Source organism: Variovorax boronicumulans (genome assembly GCF_040544675.1).
Classification (GTDB): Bacteria; Pseudomonadota; Gammaproteobacteria; order Burkholderiales; family Burkholderiaceae_C; genus Variovorax; species Variovorax boronicumulans_D.
This window is the reverse complement of the sequence record NZ_JBEPKK010000013.1, coordinates 121893-140561: the sequence shown is the minus strand read 5'-3', so window position 1 is coordinate 140561 and position 18669 is coordinate 121893. Positions and strand designations below refer to the sequence as shown.

At 65.0% G+C, this 18669-nt stretch carries 21 protein-coding genes; 17 read left to right on the top strand and 4 right to left on the bottom strand.

The window, feature by feature from the left end; genetic code table 11:
• Positions 1-198: 198 nt before the first annotated feature.
• From lipA to ABIC90_RS21405, 4 genes are read right to left on the bottom strand one after another with little or no spacing between them, the layout of a single operon-like run.
• A complete protein-coding gene (gene lipA / locus ABIC90_RS21420) occupies positions 199-1200 on the bottom strand; it encodes a lipoyl synthase (RefSeq protein ID WP_354357635.1) in 1002 nt (333 codons plus the stop codon).
• A gap of 7 nt (positions 1201-1207) precedes the next feature.
• On the bottom strand, positions 1208-1912 hold the full coding sequence (lipB, locus tag ABIC90_RS21415) for a lipoyl(octanoyl) transferase LipB (protein ID WP_354357633.1): 705 nt from the start codon (positions 1910-1912) through the stop codon (positions 1208-1210).
• 10 nt (positions 1913-1922) lie between these two features.
• Complete coding sequence (locus ABIC90_RS21410; RefSeq protein ID WP_354357631.1) at positions 1923-2237, bottom strand: YbeD family protein; 315 nt, start codon at positions 2235-2237, stop codon at positions 1923-1925.
• Entirely contained in the window at positions 2234-3130 is an 897-nt protein-coding gene (locus tag ABIC90_RS21405) for a D-amino acid aminotransferase (protein ID WP_354357629.1), read from the bottom strand. The genes ABIC90_RS21410 and ABIC90_RS21405 overlap by 4 nt, the downstream gene beginning before the upstream one ends.
• 136 nt (positions 3131-3266) lie before the next feature.
• On the opposite strand from ABIC90_RS21405, the gene ABIC90_RS21400 reads away from it, so the two are divergent.
• The 17 genes from ABIC90_RS21400 to ABIC90_RS21320 all read left to right on the top strand — a co-directional run bounded on the left by ABIC90_RS21400 (position 3267) and on the right by ABIC90_RS21320 (position 18662).
• Positions 3267-3773 (top strand): ATP synthase subunit I, encoded by a 507-nt coding sequence (locus ABIC90_RS21400; protein ID WP_354357627.1) that lies wholly within the window; start codon positions 3267-3269, stop codon positions 3771-3773.
• Positions 3763-4641, top strand: coding sequence for a F0F1 ATP synthase subunit A (atpB, locus tag ABIC90_RS21395; protein WP_013543870.1), 879 nt, complete (start codon positions 3763-3765; stop codon positions 4639-4641). Before ABIC90_RS21400 ends, atpB begins: the two co-directional genes overlap by 11 nt.
• Before the next feature lie 49 nt (positions 4642-4690).
• Positions 4691-4960 carry a F0F1 ATP synthase subunit C gene (atpE, locus tag ABIC90_RS21390; protein WP_013543869.1) on the top strand — a complete coding sequence of 90 codons (270 nt, stop codon included), beginning with the start codon at positions 4691-4693 and terminating at the stop codon, positions 4958-4960.
• A gap of 33 nt (positions 4961-4993) precedes the next feature.
• Positions 4994-5464, top strand: coding sequence for a F0F1 ATP synthase subunit B (locus ABIC90_RS21385; RefSeq protein WP_013543868.1), 471 nt, complete (start codon positions 4994-4996; stop codon positions 5462-5464).
• Between the two features lie 7 nt (positions 5465-5471).
• Complete coding sequence (locus ABIC90_RS21380; protein WP_354357624.1) at positions 5472-6002, top strand: F0F1 ATP synthase subunit delta; 531 nt, start codon at positions 5472-5474, stop codon at positions 6000-6002.
• A gap of 49 nt (positions 6003-6051) precedes the next feature.
• The gene (gene atpA, locus ABIC90_RS21375) at positions 6052-7665 is read left to right on the top strand and encodes a F0F1 ATP synthase subunit alpha (RefSeq protein ID WP_354357622.1); all 1614 of its coding nucleotides are present in this window, start codon (positions 6052-6054) and stop codon (positions 7663-7665) included.
• A gap of 21 nt (positions 7666-7686) precedes the next feature.
• Positions 7687-8562 (top strand): F0F1 ATP synthase subunit gamma, encoded by an 876-nt coding sequence (atpG, locus tag ABIC90_RS21370; protein ID WP_013543865.1) that lies wholly within the window; start codon positions 7687-7689, stop codon positions 8560-8562.
• A gap of 90 nt (positions 8563-8652) precedes the next feature.
• The gene (locus ABIC90_RS21365) at positions 8653-9027 is read left to right on the top strand and encodes a hypothetical protein (RefSeq protein ID WP_354357620.1); all 375 of its coding nucleotides are present in this window, start codon (positions 8653-8655) and stop codon (positions 9025-9027) included.
• A gap of 126 nt (positions 9028-9153) precedes the next feature.
• A complete protein-coding gene (atpD, locus tag ABIC90_RS21360) occupies positions 9154-10554 on the top strand; it encodes a F0F1 ATP synthase subunit beta (protein WP_354357618.1) in 1401 nt (466 codons plus the stop codon).
• A gap of 18 nt (positions 10555-10572) precedes the next feature.
• Positions 10573-10992 (top strand): F0F1 ATP synthase subunit epsilon, encoded by a 420-nt coding sequence (locus ABIC90_RS21355; RefSeq protein ID WP_013543863.1) that lies wholly within the window; start codon positions 10573-10575, stop codon positions 10990-10992.
• 258 nt (positions 10993-11250) lie between these two features.
• Entirely contained in the window at positions 11251-12420 is a 1170-nt protein-coding gene (locus tag ABIC90_RS21350; RefSeq protein ID WP_354357700.1) for an ROK family protein, read from the top strand.
• Entirely contained in the window at positions 12417-13958 is a 1542-nt protein-coding gene (locus tag ABIC90_RS21345) for a sugar ABC transporter ATP-binding protein (protein WP_354357616.1), read from the top strand. The genes ABIC90_RS21350 and ABIC90_RS21345 overlap by 4 nt, the downstream gene beginning before the upstream one ends.
• Positions 13912-14952 (top strand): ABC transporter permease, encoded by a 1041-nt coding sequence (locus ABIC90_RS21340; protein ID WP_354357614.1) that lies wholly within the window; start codon positions 13912-13914, stop codon positions 14950-14952. Before ABIC90_RS21345 ends, ABIC90_RS21340 begins: the two co-directional genes overlap by 47 nt.
• A 142-nt stretch (positions 14953-15094) precedes the next feature.
• Positions 15095-16057, top strand: coding sequence for a substrate-binding domain-containing protein (locus tag ABIC90_RS21335; RefSeq protein ID WP_354357612.1), 963 nt, complete (start codon positions 15095-15097; stop codon positions 16055-16057).
• A 77-nt stretch (positions 16058-16134) separates the two neighbouring features.
• A complete protein-coding gene (locus ABIC90_RS21330; protein ID WP_354357610.1) occupies positions 16135-17301 on the top strand; it encodes a Gfo/Idh/MocA family protein in 1167 nt (388 codons plus the stop codon).
• 49 nt (positions 17302-17350) lie between these two features.
• Entirely contained in the window at positions 17351-18061 is a 711-nt protein-coding gene (locus ABIC90_RS21325) for a phosphatase PAP2 family protein (protein WP_354357608.1), read from the top strand.
• A gap of 76 nt (positions 18062-18137) precedes the next feature.
• Positions 18138-18662, top strand: coding sequence for a DUF3617 domain-containing protein (locus ABIC90_RS21320; RefSeq protein ID WP_354357606.1), 525 nt, complete (start codon positions 18138-18140; stop codon positions 18660-18662).
• Positions 18663-18669 lie beyond the last annotated feature (7 nt).

Below are 18669 nucleotides of genomic sequence, written 5' to 3'. Positions count from 1 at the left end.
AGGGCGTCGGTCCTTCGTCTTTGGCAGCCGGCAGGATAGCGGAGCCCTCGCTTCCAGCCAGCACCTTGGCGACGCTCTCGGCGTGCGGAACCTCCGGCTACACCTCGGCATGGCTGGCCAACGCGATGTGCCGGTCCTAAGTCGCAAAGCAAAAAGGCCCTCGACGGGCCTTCTTGCTTTGCTTGATCGGGGGCTCGCTCAGCCGCCCGCGGCCTGCGCCTGCTGGGCCGAGTGGGCCTGCTGGTCGGCGTGGTAGCTCGATCGCACCATGGCGCCCACGGCCGCATGGCTGAAGCCCATCTTGTAGGCCTCTTCCTCGAACATCTTGAAGGTGTCGGGATGCACGTAGCGGCGCACCGGCAGATGCGAACCCGACGGCGACAGGTACTGGCCGATGGTCAGCATGTCGATGTCATGCGCGCGCATGTCGCGCATGACCTGCAGGATCTCTTCGTCGGTTTCGCCCAGGCCCACCATGATGCCGCTCTTGGTCGGCACCTTCGGATGCAGCGCCTTGAACTTCTTGAGCAGGTTGAGGCTGAACTGGTAGTCGCTGCCGGGGCGCGCTTCCTTGTAGAGGCGCGGCGCGGTTTCCAGGTTGTGGTTCATCACGTCCGGCGGCGCGGCCTTGAGGATTTCGAGGGCGCGGTCGTCGCGGCCGCGGAAGTCGGGCACCAGAATTTCGATCTGCGTCATCGGCGAGAGCTCGCGGATGTGGGTGATGCAATCCACGAAGTGCCGGCTGCCGCCGTCGCGCAGGTCGTCGCGGTCCACGCTGGTGATCACCACGTACTTCAGGCGCAGCTTGGCGATGGTCTTGGCGAGGTTGAGCGGCTCGTCCTTGTCCAGCGGGTCGGGGCGGCCGTGGCCCACGTCGCAGAACGGGCAGCGGCGGGTGCACTTGTCGCCCATGATCATGAAGGTGGCCGTGCCGTTGCCGAAGCATTCGCCGATGTTCGGGCACGAGGCTTCTTCGCAGACGGTGTGCAGGTTGCTCTCGCGCAGGATCTGCTTGATTTCGTAGAAGCGCGTGGTGGGGCTGCCCGCCTTCACGCGGATCCACTCCGGCTTCTTGAGCACTTCGCCGGTCTGCACCACCTTGACGGGGATGCGCGAGAGCTTGGCCGCGGCCTTCTGCTTGGCCAGCGGGTTGTAGTTTTCGGCGCTTTGCGCGTCGCGGACGACTTCGGTGGTGCTCATTGGATTGCTAGGGCGCCAGGTAGGTGGTGAGTTTGCGGCTCAGGACCCGGGCAGCTTCTTCCCATGTGGTGTGGATGCCGATTGTAGAAAGGTCGACCGTCTGCAGCCCCGCGTAGCCGCAAGGGTTGATGCGCGAGAAGGGTTCGAGGTCCATGTCGACGTTGAGCGCCACGCCGTGGTAGGTGGCGTGGCGGCTCACCTTGATGCCCAATGCGGCGATCTTGCCGAGGCCCCGGAACGGGTCGCTGGCGGGCAGCGGGCCAGTGAGCGCGGCGTGCGAGAACGGATCGTCCAGCCGCACGTAGATGCCCGGCGCGCCCGGCACGCGGTGGCCGGTCACGCCGAAGTGGGCCAGCGTGCGCAGCACCGACTCTTCGATGCGGTAGACGTATTCCTTGACGAAGTAGCCGGCGCGGCGCAGGTCGATCAGCGGGTACGCCACCACCTGGCCCGGGCCGTGGAAGGTGACCTGGCCGCCGCGGTCTGTTTGCACGATGGGAATCTCGCCGGGGTTGAGCACATGGTCCTGCTTGCCGGCGATGCCCTGCGTGAAGACCGGTGCGTGCTCGCAGATCCAGAGCGCATCCGGCATGTCCGGGGTTCGCTCCAGCGTGAACTGCTTCATGGCGGCGTAGGTGCCGGCGTAGTCGGCGCGCCCCAGCCATTGCAGCGCGATGGCGGTGCCCGGCTGGCGTTCGGCGACCGTCGTCATCGTCGATGCCTCAGAGCACGACCTTGACCGACGGATGCCCCGACAGCGCGCGATAGAGGTCGTCGAGCTGCTCGCGGCTGGTCGCGGTGACGGTGATCGTCACGCCCAGGTAGTTGCCCGCCTTGCTGTCGCGCAGCTCGACGGTGGTGGCGTCGAAGGTCGGATCGAACTGCTCAGCGATCTGCGTGATGGCGTGCACCAGGCCGTCGGTCTTGGCGCCCATCACCTTGATCGGGAACTGCGAGGGGTACTCGATCAGCGATTCCTTGCGCGGATCGGGAATCGGCGTGTTGATTTCGTCGGCGGTGTTCGTGTTCTCGGTCATGTCGTGGCTCCTTCTTGCGTCTCGGCGTTGCGTTGCTTGGCCTCCTGGTAGGCCGCATACAAGCTCTTGTAGATGGGGCCGGGTCGGCCGTTGCCAATGGGCATGCCGTCCAGCGTCACGACAGGCAGCACTTCCTTGCTGGCCGAGGAGAGCATGAGCTCGTCGGCGGCGAACACTTCGTCGCGCGAAACGCGGCGCAGGGCGAAGGGAATGCCGCCATCGCGGCACAGACGCTCGAGCAGGCCGTAGCGGATGCCGGTGAGCACGAGGTTGTCCTTGGGCGGGCCGATGAGAACGCCGTCCTTCACGATCCACACATTGCTCGAAGAAGCTTCGCTGAGCCACTCGCCGCGGAACATGACGGTGTCGGCCGCGCCGGCCTCCACGCTGATCTGCCGCGAGAGCACCGCGCCCAGCAGGCTGGTGCTCTTGATGTGGGCCTTTTCCCAGCGAAAGTCGTCCGCGCTGACGCAGGCCACGCCCTTGTCGCGCACCGCTTCGGACACGGGCGGGAGCGGGTTCACCATCACGAAAACCGTGGGCGCGAGGCCCTTGATCATGGCGTGGTCGCGCGGTGCCACGCCGCGGGTGATCTGGAAGTAGACGGCCTGGGGCGCGGCGCCGCCCGGCGCGATCAAGCGCATCACGATGTCGCGCCATTGCGCGAGGTAGAGCGGATTGACGATCTGCAACTCGGCGAGCGAGCGATCGAGGCGTGCCATGTGCTCCTCGAAGCAGAAGGGCTGGCCGCCGTAGACGGGAATCACCTCGTAGATGCCGTCGCCGAAGATGAAGCCGCGGTCCAGCACGCTGACCTTGGCGTCCCGCAACGGGACGAAATTGCCGTCGAGATAGCACTGCGAATCGGGCAGCGCGGGGGAGATATAGTCCATCCGCAAATTATGGACGGCGCGAACTTTCGGCGCCTGACGCACACGGCGTGCCCCGCGATGCTGGGATCGCCTGGGTTTTTACTTATAATCAATGGCTTTGTGAAATTCTGCGGAGACGGCGTGGACGGCAATTCAAATGACAACAAACGCCCACGTTCCCGCAACTGATGCCGAAGAAATCGATTTCAAGCTGCTGACGGCTGAAGAAGCCGCGCAGTTGCGCAAGCAAAACCCCGAGATGTCGCCCTGGTGGGTCATTGGTGCCCAGGTGGCTGCGGGTTTGCTTGTCGCATGTGTGGCTTGGATATGGGTTGGGCGGCCAGTGGCTGCCGTGTCGGCCTTTTACGGGGCGATGGCGGTGGCGATTCCTGCGGCATTGTTTGCACGCGGGGTTCGTCAAAGGCCGGGCATGGCAACGCAAGCTGCCATGTTGAGGTTCTTTGTATGGGAGTCGATCAAGATCGCGTTGACTGTGGCCCTGCTTGCGGCCGCACCGTGGCTGATCGGGGGTCTCGTATGGCTGGCGCTGCTGGCTGGCGTGGTGATCGCCATGAAAATGTACTGGGTGGCACTCATGGTGCGGCCCGGTTGGTTGAAACGGAATGGACTGTTTGGAAAAGAGAAGCTGAAAGATGGCCGCTGAAGGACACGCCCCGACCGCGAGTGAATACATCGTTCACCACCTCCAGCACTGGCAAGTGGACTGGAGCTTCAAGCCCGTGGTCCAGACCGCCATTGTTGACTTCAACGTCATCAACCTCGACTCGGTCCTCTATGCGCTGCTTTGCGGCGTGCTGGGCTGTTTCGTGTTGTGGCTTGCGGCGCGCAAGGCCACGCCCGGCGTGCCGGGCCGCTTCCAGGCTGCCGTCGAGATGCTGGTCGAAATGGTCGACAACCAGGCCAAGTCGAACATCCACAACGCGCAGAGCCGCAAGTTCATTGCGCCCCTCGCACTCACGGTGTTCGTCTGGATCTTCCTCCTGAATGCGATGGACATGCTGCCTGTCGACCTGCTGCCCTCCATCTGGGCTGCGGCGTTCCAGGCCATGGGCCACGACCCGCACCACGCGTACATGCGCGTCGTGCCCACGGCGGATCTCTCGACCACGCTCGGTCTGTCGACTTCCGTGCTGCTCCTGTGCCTCTTCTACAGCATCAAGGTCAAGGGCCTGGGCGGCTGGGGCCACGAGCTGATCACTGCTCCTTTCGGTGCCCATCCCGTGTTGTGGCCCATCAACCTGCTGATGCAGGTCATCGAGTACTTGGCCAAGACGGTTTCGCACGGCATGCGGTTGTTCGGCAACATGTATGCAGGCGAGCTGGTCTTCATGCTCATCGCTCTCATGGGCGGCGCCATGGCGGCCTCGTTCTCCGGTGTCCTGCTGCCCGTCGGGCACGTGATTGCCGGGCTCGTCTGGGCGATCTTCCATATTCTGGTGATCACGCTGCAGGCGTTCATCTTCATGATGCTGACCCTGATTTATCTGGGCCAGGCGCATGAGGCGCATTGAGTTCCCCTTTTTCTTTTCGTTCGCTTTCAATCTGTCCTAAGGAGTCATCATGGAAAACATTCTCGGTCTCGTCGCTCTCGCTTGTGGTCTGATCGTCGGTCTTGGCGCCATCGGTGCGTCCATCGGCATCGCCCTGATGGGTGGCAAGTTCCTGGAATCGTCGGCCCGTCAACCCGAACTCATGAACGACCTGCAAACCAAGATGTTCATCTTGGCCGGTCTGATCGACGCCGCATTCCTGATCGGCGTGGCCATCGCTCTGCTGTTCGCGTTCGCCAATCCGTTCGCCGCGACCTTCCTGGCCAACCTGCCCAAGTAAGCCCGTTCAACGCCACTCCAGAAAGGTGTTGCCGTGAGTATCAACGCGACCCTGTTCGTTCAGGCCATCGTCTTCTTGTTGCTGGTGCTGTTCACGATGAAATTCGTGTGGCCGCCCATCGCCAAGGCGCTGGACGAACGTGCACAAAAGATCGCCGCGGGCCTGGCGGCCGCCGAGAAGGCCAAGGCTGAACTCGCTTCCGCCAACCAGCGCGTCGAGCAGGAATTGGTGCAATCTCGTAACGAGACCACCAATCGCCTGGCCGATGCCGAGCGCCGCGCCCAGCAAATCGTCGAAGAGGCCAAGGGCCGTGCAACCGAGGAGGCCAACAAGATCGTGGCCGCCGCGCACGCCGAAGCCGAACAGCAGTCCGTACATGCCCGCGAGGCCCTGCGCGAGCAGGTGGCCGCGCTGGCCGTCAAGGGTGCCGAGCAGATTCTCCGCAAGGAAGTCGACGCTGGCGTCCATGCCGATCTGCTCCAGCGCCTGAAGACCGAGCTCTGAGGACGACATGGCCGAACTAGCGACCATCGCCCGTCCTTATGCGGAAGCGCTCTTCAAGGCCTCTTCGAAGGACCTTGAAGGCGCGGCCGGCTGGTTGGACCAGCTGGCGGCCATCGCGGCCAATGACCAGTTGCTCGCATTCGCGGCCAATCCGAAGGTTCCCGACGATCAGGTCATCGACCTGACGGCAGGCCTTGTGCCTCAACCGCTTCCCGAGGCGGGGCGCAATTTCCTGCGCGCGATCATCGAAAACGGCCGGCTGACCGCATTGCCCGAGGTGGCGGCCCAGTTCCGCCTTCTTTGCAACGCGCGTGCCGGAGCGTTCGACGCCGTGGTCTACAGCGCCTTTCCCATCGACGATGCAGCGCTGAAGGACGTGGGCGCAGCCCTCGAGAAGCGTTTCGGGCGCAAGCTGAAGCTGCGTCTGGAAATCGATGAAACCCTCATCGGCGGCATTCGTGCCGTGGTCGGCGACGAGGTGCTCGACACGTCCGTGCGTGCACGCCTGGATCAAATGAAAGCGGCGCTCACCGCCTGAGGGCGGACTGCAGCCGGTTGGCCCCATTTAAAGAAAGAAGGAAAGAGTCATGCAACTCAATCCCGCAGAGATTTCCGAGCTGATCAAGAGCCGTATCGAAGGACTCGGCGTCAGCGCCAACATTCGCAACGAAGGCACCGTGGTGTCCGTGACGGACGGCATCGTGCGCGTGCACGGCCTGTCCGACGCGATGCAGGGTGAAATGCTGGAATTCCCGCCGAGCGCCGATGGCACGCCCTCGTTCGGCCTGGCGCTGAACCTGGAGCGCGACTCTGTCGGCGCCGTGATTCTGGGTGAATACGAACACATCTCCGAAGGCGACACGGTCAAGTGCACCGGCCGCATCCTGGAAGTGCCCGTGGGTCCCGAACTCATCGGGCGCGTGGTCAATGCGCTCGGCCAGCCGATCGACGGCAAGGGCCCGATCAACGCCGCCATGACCGACGTGATCGAAAAGGTCGCGCCCGGCGTGATCGCCCGCAAGTCGGTGGATCAACCCATGCAGACCGGCCTGAAGTCCATCGACTCGATGGTGCCGATCGGCCGTGGTCAGCGCGAGCTGATCATCGGCGACCGCCAGACCGGCAAGACCGCCGTGGCGATCGACGCGATCATCAACCAGAAGGGTCAGAACATGACCTGCGTCTACGTTGCGATCGGCCAGAAGGCTTCGTCGATCAAGAACGTGGTGCGCTCGCTGGAACAAGCCGGCGCGATGGACTACACCATCGTGGTGGCCGCATCGGCCTCTGAATCGGCTGCCATGCAGTACGTGTCGGCCTACTCGGGCTGCACGATGGGCGAATACTTCCGCGACCGCGGCCAGGACGCGCTGATCGTCTATGACGACCTGTCCAAGCAAGCCGTGGCCTACCGCCAGGTTTCGCTGCTGCTGCGCCGCCCGCCAGGCCGCGAAGCCTACCCCGGCGACGTGTTCTATCTCCACAGCCGCCTGCTCGAGCGCGCCGCCCGCGTGAACGCCGACTACGTCGAAGCCTTCACCAAGGGTGAAGTCAAGGGCAAGACCGGTTCGCTGACGGCCCTGCCGATCATCGAAACGCAAGCCGGCGACGTGTCCGCCTTCGTTCCGACCAACGTGATCTCGATCACCGACGGCCAGATCTTCCTGGAAACCAGCCTGTTCAACGCCGGCATCCGCCCCGCCATCAACGCCGGTATCTCGGTGTCGCGCGTGGGTTCGTCGGCGCAGACCAACCTGATCAAGAACCAGTCGGGCGGTATCCGTACCGACCTGGCCCAGTACCGTGAACTGGCCGCGTTCGCGCAGTTCGCTTCCGACCTCGATGAAGCGACCCGCAAGCAACTCGACCGCGGTGCGCGCGTGACGGAACTGCTCAAGCAGACCCAGTACAGCCCGCTGCCGATCTCGCTCATGAACGCCACGCTGTTCGCAGTGAACAAGGGCTTCATGGACGACATCGACGTCAAGAAGGTGCTGTCGTTCGAACACGGCTTCCATCAGCTGCTCAAGACCAGCCACGCCGCCCTGCTCGAGACCATGGAAAAGCACGGCGCCAAGTGGGACGTCAAGCCCGCCAAGCCGGACGACAGCGCCGAAAAGCAGGCCTTCAAGAAGGTTTGCCAGGACGCCGAAGCCGAACTGCTGGCCGCCGCCACTACGTTCAAGAAGTCGTTCGCCTGATCGAAGCGACAAGGAGCTCTTATGGCAGCTGGTAAGGAAATCCGCGGCAAGATCAAATCGGTGGAGAACACCAAGAAGATCACCAAGGCCATGGAAATGGTCTCGGTTTCCAAGATGCGCAAGGCGCAAGAGCGCATGCGTGCCGCCCGCCCCTACAGCGAGAAGATCCGCAACATCGCTGCGAACCTTGGCAAGGCCAACCCCGAGTACACGCACGCCTTCATGAAGAAGAACGAGGCCAAGGCCATCGGCTTCATCATCGTGACGAGCGACAAGGGACTGTGCGGTGGCCTGAACACCAACCTGCTGCGCGCCGTGACCGTGAGGATGCGGGAAGCGCAGGCTGCCGGCGTCGCCATCGAGTCGGTCGCCATCGGCAGCAAGGGACTGGGCTTTCTGAACCGCATCGGCGCCCGCGTGGTCGCGCACGTCACCCACCTGGGTGACACGCCCCACCTGGACAAGCTCATCGGCCCGGTCAAGACGCTGCTGGACGCTTACGCCGAAGGCAAGCTCTCGGCCGTGTACCTGTGCTACACGAAGTTCATCAACACGATCAAGCAGGAGCCGCTCGTGGAGCAGCTGCTGCCGCTGGCCGCAGACTCGCTGCAAGTCGAGGAAGGCCAGCATTCGTGGGACTACATCTACGAGCCCGATGCGCCGAGCGTGATCGACGAGCTACTGGTGCGCTATGCGGAATCGCTGGTCTACCAGGCGGTTGCCGAAAACATGGCGTCCGAGCATTCGGCGCGGATGGTTGCCATGAAGGCTGCCACCGACAACGCGGGCAACGTGATCAGCGAACTGAAGCTGGTCTACAACAAGACCCGCCAGGCCGGTATCACCAAGGAACTGTCGGAAATCGTGTCGGGTGCGGCAGCGGCCGCCGGCGTTTGATGATCGAGGCGATGCAACAGGCCACATTGCCGAACGGACGCGCTCTGCGAGTCCGATAACAAAGGCCTACTTTTTAGGGAATCTGCGCACATGAAGAAACTTCTCGTTCTGGTGGCTGTTGCTGCCGCTCTGACGGCTTGCTCCAAGAAAGAAGAAGCGCCTGTTGCCGCGCCGGCGCCTGCCGCCGCACCGGCAGCTCCGGCCGAACCGACGCCCGCCCCAGCGCCTGCTGCAGCTCCGACGGCATCGGCCGCCGACCTGCCGCAAGAGTGCAACGACTACCTGACGAAGGTCCAGACCTGCGTGGGCGCACAGAGCGGTGCTGCCGCCGACGCGATGAAGGCCAGCCTCGACCAGACCAAGGCCACCTGGGCTTCGATGAGCGCCGACAAGGCTGCCCTCGGCCAGGCCTGCAAGGCAGCTTCTGACGCTTTCGCTGCTCAAGCGACGGCCATGAAGTGCTGATCTGACGAAGTAGTTCAAGGGTGCCGGCCCGTCCGGCATTCTTGCAAAAGCGGCCCGTTGTGGCATCAGGACGCTTCTGCAAGAACCTGTCGCAAATTTATAGAGATCCATCCAGAAGGAAACGCCATGGCTGAAGGAAAAATTGTCCAATGTATCGGCGCCGTGGTCGACGTGGAGTTCCCGCGTGACCAGATGCCCAAGGTGTACGACGCCTTGAAATTCGAAGGCGGCGGACTGACCCTCGAAGTTCAGCAGCAGCTGGGCGACGGCATCGTGCGCACCATTGCGCTGGGCTCGTCCGACGGCCTGCGTCGCGGCCTCGTCGTCACCAACACCGGCGCGCCCATCACGGTGCCGGTCGGCAAGGCCACGCTCGGCCGCATCATGGACGTGCTCGGCCGTCCGATCGACGAGCGCGGCGAAGTGGGCCAGGAGCTCACCGCTTCCATCCACCGCAAGGCCCCCGCGTACGACGAACTGTCGCCTTCGCAGGACCTGCTGGAAACCGGCATCAAGGTGATCGACCTGGTGTGCCCGTTCGCCAAGGGCGGCAAGGTGGGCCTGTTCGGCGGTGCCGGCGTGGGCAAGACCGTGAACATGATGGAACTCATCAACAACATCGCCAAGGCTCACTCGGGTCTGTCGGTTTTCGCCGGTGTGGGTGAACGTACCCGCGAAGGCAACGACTTCTATCACGAGATGGCCGACTCCGGCGTCGTGAACCTCGAGAAGCTCGAGGACTCGAAGGTCGCCATGGTCTACGGCCAGATGAACGAACCCCCGGGCAACCGTCTGCGCGTGGCGCTGACCGGCCTGACCATCGCCGAGTCGTTCCGCGACGAAGGCCGTGACGTTCTGTTCTTCGTTGACAACATCTACCGCTACACGCTGGCCGGTACCGAAGTGTCGGCGCTGCTGGGCCGCATGCCTTCCGCCGTGGGCTACCAGCCCACCCTGGCCGAGGAAATGGGCCGCCTGCAAGAGCGGATCACCTCGACCAAGGTCGGCTCGATCACCTCGATCCAGGCCGTGTACGTGCCGGCGGATGACTTGACCGACCCGTCGCCCGCCACCACCTTCGCCCACCTGGACTCGACCGTGGTGCTGTCGCGCGACATCGCTTCGCTCGGTATCTACCCCGCCGTGGACCCGCTGGACTCGACCTCGCGCCAGCTCGACCCGAACGTGGTCGGCGAAGAGCACTACAACGTGGCGCGCGCCGTGCAAGGCACGCTGCAGCGCTACAAGGAACTGCGCGACATCATCGCGATTCTGGGCATGGACGAACTGGCTCCCGACGACAAGCTCGCCGTGGCCCGCGCCCGCAAGATCCAGCGTTTCCTGTCACAGCCGTTCCACGTGGCCGAAGTGTTCACGGGTTCGCCGGGCAAGTACGTGCCGTTGTCGGAAACCATCCGCGGCTTCAAGATGATCGTGAACGGCGAAGCCGACCACCTGCCGGAACAAGCGTTCTACATGGTGGGCGGCATCGACGAGGCGTTCGAAAAAGCCAAGAAGATGGCCTAAGGCCATAGAGGAACTCAGATGGCAAACACCATTCACGTCGACGTGGTCAGCGCGGAAGAGTCGATCTTCTCGGGCGAGGCCAAGTTCGTCGCGCTGCCCGGTGAAGCCGGTGAGCTCGGCATCTATCCGCGTCACACGCCGCTGATCACGCGCATCCGCCCCGGTGCCGTGCGCATCGAAACGGCCGACGGCGGTGAAGAGTTCGTCTTCGTGGCCGGTGGCATTCTCGAAGTGCAGCCCAACGCCGTCACCGTGCTGTCCGACACCGCGATTCGCGGCAAGGACCTGGATGACGAAAAGGCGAACGTGGCCAAGGCCGCGGCCGAGGAAGCGCTCAAGAATGCGAAGAGCGACATCGACATCGCGATGGCGCAATCCGAACTGGCCGTGATGGCTGCTCAGATCGCTGCGCTGCGCAAGTACCGCCAGAAGAAGTAATTAAGCAAGCAAGCAAGAGCCCGCGCTTTTGCTCTTCAGAGAAAGCCGCCTTCGAGGCGGCTTTTTCACGTCTGTGCTCAGCTTCGACACGGCCAGCAGGCATCTTCGATCTGAAACTGGTCGAAGTTCGGCCTTGTCCGGCTGAAGCCATGCCCCTAGTATTCGCGTTCGCCCGACTGCCCAAGGCTGCGGGATGGCAAAGCAAAAGAACACGGAGACAAGCGCGTGGCACCCTGGAGTGGCATCACTGCTCATGAGATGCGGTTGCTGGAAACGACCTTCTGGTCGGCCGGCGGCTCGCGCCATGCCATGGCCGAACAACTCGGCTTTTCCAAGAGCAAGGCCAATGCGCTGATCGCCGGCCTCGTCGACCAGGGCCTTTTGGCCGAAGCCGGCCTCCAACGCTCATCCGGCGGCCGCCGCGCCGAAAACCTCCAGCTGCATGCCGACCTCGGCGTGCTCATCGGCATCGACATCGGCGCCACCAGCCTCGACGTGGCGGTGCTGCGTCCCGATCTCACCGTACTCGCCCAGCACGACGAACCCGCCGACGTGCGCGACGGCCCCGCGGTTGTGCTGGCCCGCGTGCGCACGCTGATGCGCGAACTGCTTGCGCGCTGCGGCCACAGCGCCAAGAGCGTTCTCGGCATCGGCATCGGCGTGCCGGGCCCCGTCAACTTCGAGATCGGCCAGCTCGTGAACCCGCCGCTGATGCCGGCCTGGGACAGCTTCTCGATCCGCGAGTACCTGCGCGAAGACTACGCCGCGCCCGTCTTCGTCGACAACGACGTGAACCTGATGGCGCTGGGTGAACTGTGGCGCCTGAAGCGCTCGCTCAGCAATTTCCTCGTGATCAAGATCGGCACCGGCATCGGCTGCGGCATCGTCTGCCACGGCGAGGTGTACCGCGGCGCCGCGGGCTCCGCCGGCGACGTGGGCCACATCTGCGTGGACCAGGAAGGCCCGCGCTGCCATTGCGGCAACCTCGGCTGCGTCGAGGCGATGGCGGCGGGTCCCGCGATCACGCGCATGGCGATGCAGGCAGCCGAGGCGGGCGAGAGCGAGGTGCTGGCCGAGTGCCTGCGCGTGCACGGCCGCATCGACGCGATCGACGTGGGCCAGGCCAGCCGAGGCGGCGACACCGCGGCCAACGGCATCATCCAGCGCGCGGGCAACCTGATCGGGCAGATGCTCGCCTCGGTCGTCAATTTCTTCAACCCGTCGCATGTGTTCATCGGCGGCGGCATCACGCGCATCGGGCCGTTGTTTCTCGCGGCGGTGCGGCAAAGCGTGTACCAGCGCTCGCTGGCGCTCTCCACCCGGCACCTGGAGATCCAGTACACGCCGCTCGGCTCGCAGGGCGGCCTCGTCGGCGCGGGCGTGCTCGCGATGCATGAGACCCTCAAAGTTCGCGGAGTGGCGCCATGAACAGCGAAACCAAAGGCAGCGTCGCCGTCGAGTTCGACGGCGTGGTCAAGGCTTTCGGTCCCGTGCAGGTGCTGCACGGCGTGAGCTTCGCGCTCGCACCGGGCCGTGTGTACGGTCTCCTCGGCGAAAACGGCGCGGGCAAATCCACGCTGATGAAGATCCTCGCGGGCTACGAACAGCTCACCGGCGGCGCGCTGCGCATCAACGGCCAGCCGCAGCAGTTCACCAGCTCGCGCGATGCCGAGGCGCTGGGCATCGTGCTGATCCACCAGGAATTCAACCTCGCCGAAGACCTGAGCGTGGCGCAGAACATCTTCCTGGGCCACGAAAAGAAGAAGGGCTGGCTGCTCGACGACGCATCGATGGAGCGCGATGCCGCCGCCGCGCTCGCAGCCGTGGGCTTGCAGGTCGATCCACGCACCAAGGTGCGCAAACTCATCGTCGCCGAGAAGCAGCTCGTCGAAATCGCCAAGGCCATCGCCCGCCGCGCGCGCCTGCTCATCATGGACGAGCCCACCGCCACGCTCACGCCCGGCGAGACCGAGCGGCTCTTCAAGCTCATTGCTCAGTTGCGCGCAGACGGCGTGACCATCGTCTACATCTCTCACAAGCTCGACGAGGTGGAGCAGGTGACCGACGAGGTGATCGTGATGCGCGACGGCCGCTTCGTCGCCCGCGCGCTGACGCCCGAAGTCACGCGCCACCAGATGGCCAACCTGATGGTGGGCCGCGAACTGTCCGACCTCTACCCGCCGCGCGACCTCGTCGTGGCGGCCGATGCCCCGGCGATGCGCGTGCGCAACTTCAACGTGCCCGGCTGGGCGCAGGACGCGAGCTTCGAGGTGCGCCCCGGCGAGATCCTCGGTTTCGCGGGCCTGGTCGGCGCCGGCCGCACCGAACTCTTCGAGGGCCTGCTCGGCCTGCGCCCCGCGAGCGGCAGCGTCGAGATGCTCGGCAAGCCCGTGCCTCACAACAAGGGCTGGCGCAATCCGCGCGATGCCGCCAAGCACGGCCTCACGTACCTGAGCGAAGACCGCAAGGGCAAGGGCCTGCACGTCAACTTTGGCCTTCGCCAGAACCTCACGCTGATGGCGCTGGAGCGCTACGCCCAGCCCTGGCTGCAGCCCGACGCCGAACGCGGCGCGCTGGCCGAGGCGGTGAAGGACTACGGCATCCGCACCGGTTCGCTCGACGTCAAGGCTTCATCGCTCTCGGGCGGCAACCAGCAGAAGCTCGCACTCGCCAAGGTGCTGCAGCCGCAACCGAAGGTGGTGGTGCTCGACGAGCCCACGCGCGGCGTGGACGTGGGCGCCAAGCGCGACATCTATTTCCTGATCCAGCGACTCGCCCGCGAAGGGCTCGCGGTGATCGTCGTCTCGTCGGAGCTGATGGAACTGATCGGCCTGTGCCACCGCGTTGCGGTGATGCGCGCGGGCAAGCTGGTTGCCACCCTGGATGCAGACCATTTGACTGAAGAGGAGCTCATCGCTCATGCCACCGGAACAGCCAACTCCCCAATCGCAGCCTCAGCCGCCTGACGCCGCGGCCGCCGCGCACCGCAGCGAAGCCAAGCCGCGCTGGACCGAGCGCCTGCACGGCCTCGGCCCTGTCATCGGCCTGGTGCTGCTGTGCATTGCGGGCACGGCGCTCAACGGCGACTTCGCCACCGTCGACAACGCGATGAACGTGCTCACGCGCACCGCCTTCATCGGCATCATCGCGGTGGGCATGTGCTTCGTGATCATCTCGGGCGGCATCGACCTGTCGGTGGGCTCGATGGCTGCGCTCATCGCGGGCAGCGTGATCATGTTCATCAACTGGGCGGGGCCCGCCTCCGGTTCGCCGATGCTCGCGGTGGTGATGGGCGCGGTGCTGGCCATCGTGCTCGGCGCGGTGTTCGGCCTCGCGCACGGCCTCCTGATCACCAAGGGGCGCATCGAGCCCTTCATCGTGACGCTGGGCACGTTGGGCATCTTCCGCGCGTACCTCACCTACTTTGCGGACGGCGGCGCGCTCACGCTCGACAACGACCTGTCGGACCTCTATGCGCCGGTGTACTACGCGAGCCTTGCGGGCATTCCGGTGCCGGTGTGGGTGTTCGTGATCGTCGCGATCATCGGCGGCGTCATCCTGAACCGCACGGCCTATGGGCGCTATGTGCAGGCCATCGGCTCCAACGAGCAGGTGGCGCGCTATGCGGCGGTGGACGTGGACCGCGTGAAGATCATGACCTACGTGCTGCTCGGCGTATGCGTGGGCATTGCCACGCTGCTGTACGTGCCGCGCCTGGGCTCGGCCTCGCCGACCACGGGCCTCTTGTGGGAGCTTGAAGCGATCGCCGCGGTGATCGTCGGCGGCACCGCGCTCAAGGGCGGCGCGGGCAGCATCACCGGCACGGTGGTGGGCGCGATCCTGCTCTCGGTCATCAGCAACATCCTGAACCTCACCAGCATCATCAGCGTGTACCTGAACGCTGCGGTGCAGGGCTTTGTGATCATCATCGTCGCGTTCCTGCAAAGGGGCCGCCGTTGAACCGTGCGGGCCCAACCCCCACGACCGTTCGGGCTGAGCTTGTCGAAGCCTCGCGCAGCGCTTCGACAAGCTCAGCGTGAACGGTAGGGGTGCCGTCCCCACGTTTCGTGTCAGTCGTTTTTCAACTCAGGAGACATCCAGCATGACAACTTTCACCCGCCGCATCGCACTCACGGCCGTCGCCGCAGCAGCGCTTGCAAGCCTGCCCGCGCTCGCCGCCGAAAAGGTCAACCTCGGCGTTTCGATTCCCGCGGCCACGCACAGCTTCATGGGCGGCATCAACTACTGGGCCAACCAGGCGAAGAAGGACCTGGAGAAGGAACACAAGGACCTGAAGATCACGATCAAGACCGCAGCCAACGCGCCCGAGCAGGCCAACCAGCTGCAGGACTTGTCGACGGTCACCAAGATCAATGCGCTCGTCGTGTTCCCGTTCGAATCCGCCGCGCTCACCAAGCCGGTCGCGCAGGTCAAGGCCAAGGGCGCCTACGTCACCGTGGTCGATCGCGGCCTCACCGACACCAGCGCGCAGGACGCGTATGTGGCCGGAGACAACACCGCCTTCGGCAAGATCCCCGCCGAATACATCGTCAAGCAGCTCGGCGGCAAGGGCAACGTGGTTGCGCTGCGCGGCATTGCGACCACGCTGGACAACGAGCGCATGGACGCCTTCAACGCCGTGCTCAAGGGCAGCCCCGACATCAAGCTGCTCGACGCCAAGTACGCCAACTGGAACCGCGACGACGCCTTCAAGGTCACGCAGGACTACCTCACGCGCTTCAAGCAGATCGACGCCATCTGGGCGGCCGACGACGACATGGCCGTGGGCGTGCTCAAGGCGATTGCGCAAGCCAAGCGCGACGACATCAAGATCGTGTTCGGCGGCGCGGGCGCCAAGGACATGGTCAAGACCATCATGGACGGCAAGGACAAACGCATCGGCGCCGACGTGAGCTACTCGCCCAAGTTCATCTACGACGCGATCAAGCTCACCGCCGAAGCGCGACTGAAGGGCGAGAAGCTGCCGGCGACGACGATCATTCCTTCGGTGCTGATCACCAAGGAAAACGCAAAAGATTTCTACCACCCGAACTCGCCGTTCTGAATGCCATCGGCCGCGTGGCCGATCGCTTCACTCCCTCTCCCCTTGGGGAGAGGGAACAGTTTCCAGGAACGTTCGATATGACCGATACACCTCCCCGCAAGCTCCGCTACGCCATGGTCGGCGGCGGCCGCGACGCCTTCATCGGCGCCGTGCACCGCAAGGCCATGGCGCTGGACGGCCAGATCGAATTCGTCGCGGGCGCGCTCTCGTCCAGCCCAGACAAGGCGCGCGCCTCGGGCCGCGACCTGGGACTGGCCGACGACCGCAACCACGGCGACTGGCAGACGCTGCTGGCCGACGAGCTGCAACGCCCGGCGGACCAGCGCATCGACTTCGTCTCCATCGTCACGCCCAATCACGTGCATTTCCCCGTCGCGCAGGCTTTCGCCGACGCGGGCTTCCACGTGGTCTGCGACAAACCGCTGGTGCACACGCGCGACCAGGCCGATGCATTGGTCGCCACCGTCGCGAAGCAGGGCACGGTGTTCGGCGTCACCTACAACTACACCGGCTATCCGATGGTGCGGCAGGCGCGCGAGATGGTGCGCTCGGGCCAGCTGGGCGACATCCGCAAGGTCGTCGTCGAATACAACCAGGGCTGGCTCGCGAGCCACGTCGAAGCCAGCGGCAGCAACAAGCAGGCCGACTGGCGCACCGACCCCGCGCGCAGCGGCGCGGCCGGCGCCATCGGCGACATCGGGTCGCATGCCGAGAACCTGGTCGCGAGCATCACCGGCCTTGAAATCGAAAGCCTGTGCGCCGACCTCACCGCGCACGTGCCGGGCCGCATGCTCGACGACGACGGCAGCCTGTTGTTGCGCTTCAAGGGCGGCGCGCGCGGTGTGCTGATCGCCTCGCAGATCAGCACGGGCCTGGAGAACGACCTGCGCCTGCGCATCTCGGGCGCGCTGGGCACGCTCGAATGGCACCAGGAGCAGCCGAGCCAACTGGTGCACCTGCCGCACGACGGGCCCAAGCGCATCCTCACGCGCGGCGCATCGTGGCTGTGCGAATCGGCGCGGCGCGCGAGCCGCCTGCCTGCGGGCCACCCCGAAGGTTTCATCGAGGCCTTCGCCAACATCTACGCGGGCTTGGCGGCGGACATCCGCGCGCGGCTCGCGGGGCAGCCGGCCGATCCGCTCGCGGCGGACTATCCGCGCGTGGAAGACGGCGCGCGCGGCGTGCGCTTCATCGAGCGCACGGTGACCTCGGCGCAAAGCGAATTAAAGTGGACGCCCTGGTGATGCGCCGGCCTCGCACCCGCGAGGCCATCCCGCATTGCTGCCGGCATCCATGACGCATTCTTCTTCCGCCGATTCCTCTTCTTCTTCTTCTTCTTCTTCGACGCGATGGCCGCGCGCCCTGTGGCTGCGCTGCACCACGCTGTGGCCGCTGAAGCTGGTCGGCAACACCGTCGCCACCATCGGTTTCTTTCCGCTGTACTTCTGGATCATGAAGAACGCGGGCGAGGCCTGGGTGTTGCCGCTCACCGCCTTCGACCGGCTGATTGCGTTCTGGCCGGCGGTGCTGCCCATCTATCTTTCGCTCTGGGGCTACATCGCGTTGCCCGTGCTGCTGGCCAAGGACAAGCGCGAGCTCTGGAGCTTTTCCATCGGCTGCGCGGCGATGACGGCGCTGGCGCTGGTCGTGTTCTGGTTCATGCCCACGGCCATACCCAACTTCAGCATCGACGCCACGCCCGGCACCTCGCTGCATTTGCTGAAGAGCGTCGACTCGGCGGGCAACGCATTCCCGTCCCTGCATGTGTCGTTCTCGGTGTTCGCCTGCATCGCGCTGGCGCGGCAGTTGCGCGACGTGGGCGCGCCGGCCTGGCTGCGCCTCTTCAACGTGGTGTGGGCCGTGGCCATCGTGTATTCGACGATGGCGGTGCGCCAGCATGTGCTGATCGATGTGCTCGGCGGGCTGGCGCTGGGCCTTGCGCTCGGATTCGTCTCGCGCGAGCGCGGCGCCGTGGCGCAACCACCGCGGGCGCGCACGGCGTAGACCGATTGCGGTATTCCGCTGTGCCGGTGCGGGCGGTACAAAGCGGCATCGTCGTCCACCGACTGCGGAGCCCGCCATGAAGATCCGTTCGTCCATTGCCGTGGCCTGCATGGCCGCCTGCACCATCGCCGCCGGTTCCGCCTTTGCCACCGATTACCCGCCGCGCAAGCCCGGCCTCTGGGAAATCAAGACCGGCGACGGCACCGCCGGCAAGGCGGCCGGCCAGACCATCCAGCAATGCATCGATGCGGCCAGCGACAAGGCGCTGCGCGACATGGGGCAGGGCATGGGCAAGGACATGTGCGCCAGGCAGGACCTGCGCACCGAGGGCGGCAAGCTGGTCATGGACTCGGTCTGCAAGATCGGCACCACCACCGCCACCTCGCGCGCCGTGATGACGGGCGACTTCAGCGCGAGCTACCGCATGGAGAGCACCTCGACCTACAACCCGCCGCTGATGGGCCGCACCGAAGGCAGCAGCGTCATGGAGGCCAGGTGGGTCGGCCCCTGCAAACCGGGCCAGAAGCCGGGCGACATGGTGATGTCCAACGGCATGACGATGAACGTGCTCGACATGATGGGCGGGCGCGGCAAGAAGTAGCCAGGCG

What these genes read in the sequence shown, in the direction of transcription:
- lipA (WP_354357635.1), bottom strand. Translation starts at nt 1,200, where the DNA reads ATGAGCACCACCGAAGTCGTCCGCGACGCGCAAAGCGCCGAAAACTAC.
- lipB (WP_354357633.1), bottom strand. Translation starts at nt 1,912, where the DNA reads ATGACGACGGTCGCCGAACGCCAGCCGGGCACCGCCATCGCGCTGCAA.
- ABIC90_RS21410 (WP_354357631.1), bottom strand. Translation starts at nt 2,237, where the DNA reads ATGACCGAGAACACGAACACCGCCGACGAAATCAACACGCCGATTCCC.
- ABIC90_RS21405 (WP_354357629.1), bottom strand. Translation starts at nt 3,130, where the DNA reads ATGGACTATATCTCCCCCGCGCTGCCCGATTCGCAGTGCTATCTCGAC.
- ABIC90_RS21400 (WP_354357627.1), top strand. Translation starts at nt 3,267, where the DNA reads ATGACAACAAACGCCCACGTTCCCGCAACTGATGCCGAAGAAATCGAT.
- atpB (WP_013543870.1), top strand. Translation starts at nt 3,763, where the DNA reads ATGGCCGCTGAAGGACACGCCCCGACCGCGAGTGAATACATCGTTCAC.
- atpE (WP_013543869.1), top strand. Translation starts at nt 4,691, where the DNA reads ATGGAAAACATTCTCGGTCTCGTCGCTCTCGCTTGTGGTCTGATCGTC.
- ABIC90_RS21380 (WP_354357624.1), top strand. Translation starts at nt 5,472, where the DNA reads ATGGCCGAACTAGCGACCATCGCCCGTCCTTATGCGGAAGCGCTCTTC.
- atpA (WP_354357622.1), top strand. Translation starts at nt 6,052, where the DNA reads ATGCAACTCAATCCCGCAGAGATTTCCGAGCTGATCAAGAGCCGTATC.
- atpG (WP_013543865.1), top strand. Translation starts at nt 7,687, where the DNA reads ATGGCAGCTGGTAAGGAAATCCGCGGCAAGATCAAATCGGTGGAGAAC.
- ABIC90_RS21365 (WP_354357620.1), top strand. Translation starts at nt 8,653, where the DNA reads ATGAAGAAACTTCTCGTTCTGGTGGCTGTTGCTGCCGCTCTGACGGCT.
- atpD (WP_354357618.1), top strand. Translation starts at nt 9,154, where the DNA reads ATGGCTGAAGGAAAAATTGTCCAATGTATCGGCGCCGTGGTCGACGTG.
- ABIC90_RS21355 (WP_013543863.1), top strand. Translation starts at nt 10,573, where the DNA reads ATGGCAAACACCATTCACGTCGACGTGGTCAGCGCGGAAGAGTCGATC.
- ABIC90_RS21350 (WP_354357700.1), top strand. Translation starts at nt 11,251, where the DNA reads ATGCGGTTGCTGGAAACGACCTTCTGGTCGGCCGGCGGCTCGCGCCAT.
- ABIC90_RS21345 (WP_354357616.1), top strand. Translation starts at nt 12,417, where the DNA reads ATGAACAGCGAAACCAAAGGCAGCGTCGCCGTCGAGTTCGACGGCGTG.
- ABIC90_RS21340 (WP_354357614.1), top strand. Translation starts at nt 13,912, where the DNA reads ATGCCACCGGAACAGCCAACTCCCCAATCGCAGCCTCAGCCGCCTGAC.
- ABIC90_RS21335 (WP_354357612.1), top strand. Translation starts at nt 15,095, where the DNA reads ATGACAACTTTCACCCGCCGCATCGCACTCACGGCCGTCGCCGCAGCA.
- ABIC90_RS21330 (WP_354357610.1), top strand. Translation starts at nt 16,135, where the DNA reads ATGACCGATACACCTCCCCGCAAGCTCCGCTACGCCATGGTCGGCGGC.
- ABIC90_RS21325 (WP_354357608.1), top strand. Translation starts at nt 17,351, where the DNA reads ATGACGCATTCTTCTTCCGCCGATTCCTCTTCTTCTTCTTCTTCTTCT.
- ABIC90_RS21320 (WP_354357606.1), top strand. Translation starts at nt 18,138, where the DNA reads ATGAAGATCCGTTCGTCCATTGCCGTGGCCTGCATGGCCGCCTGCACC.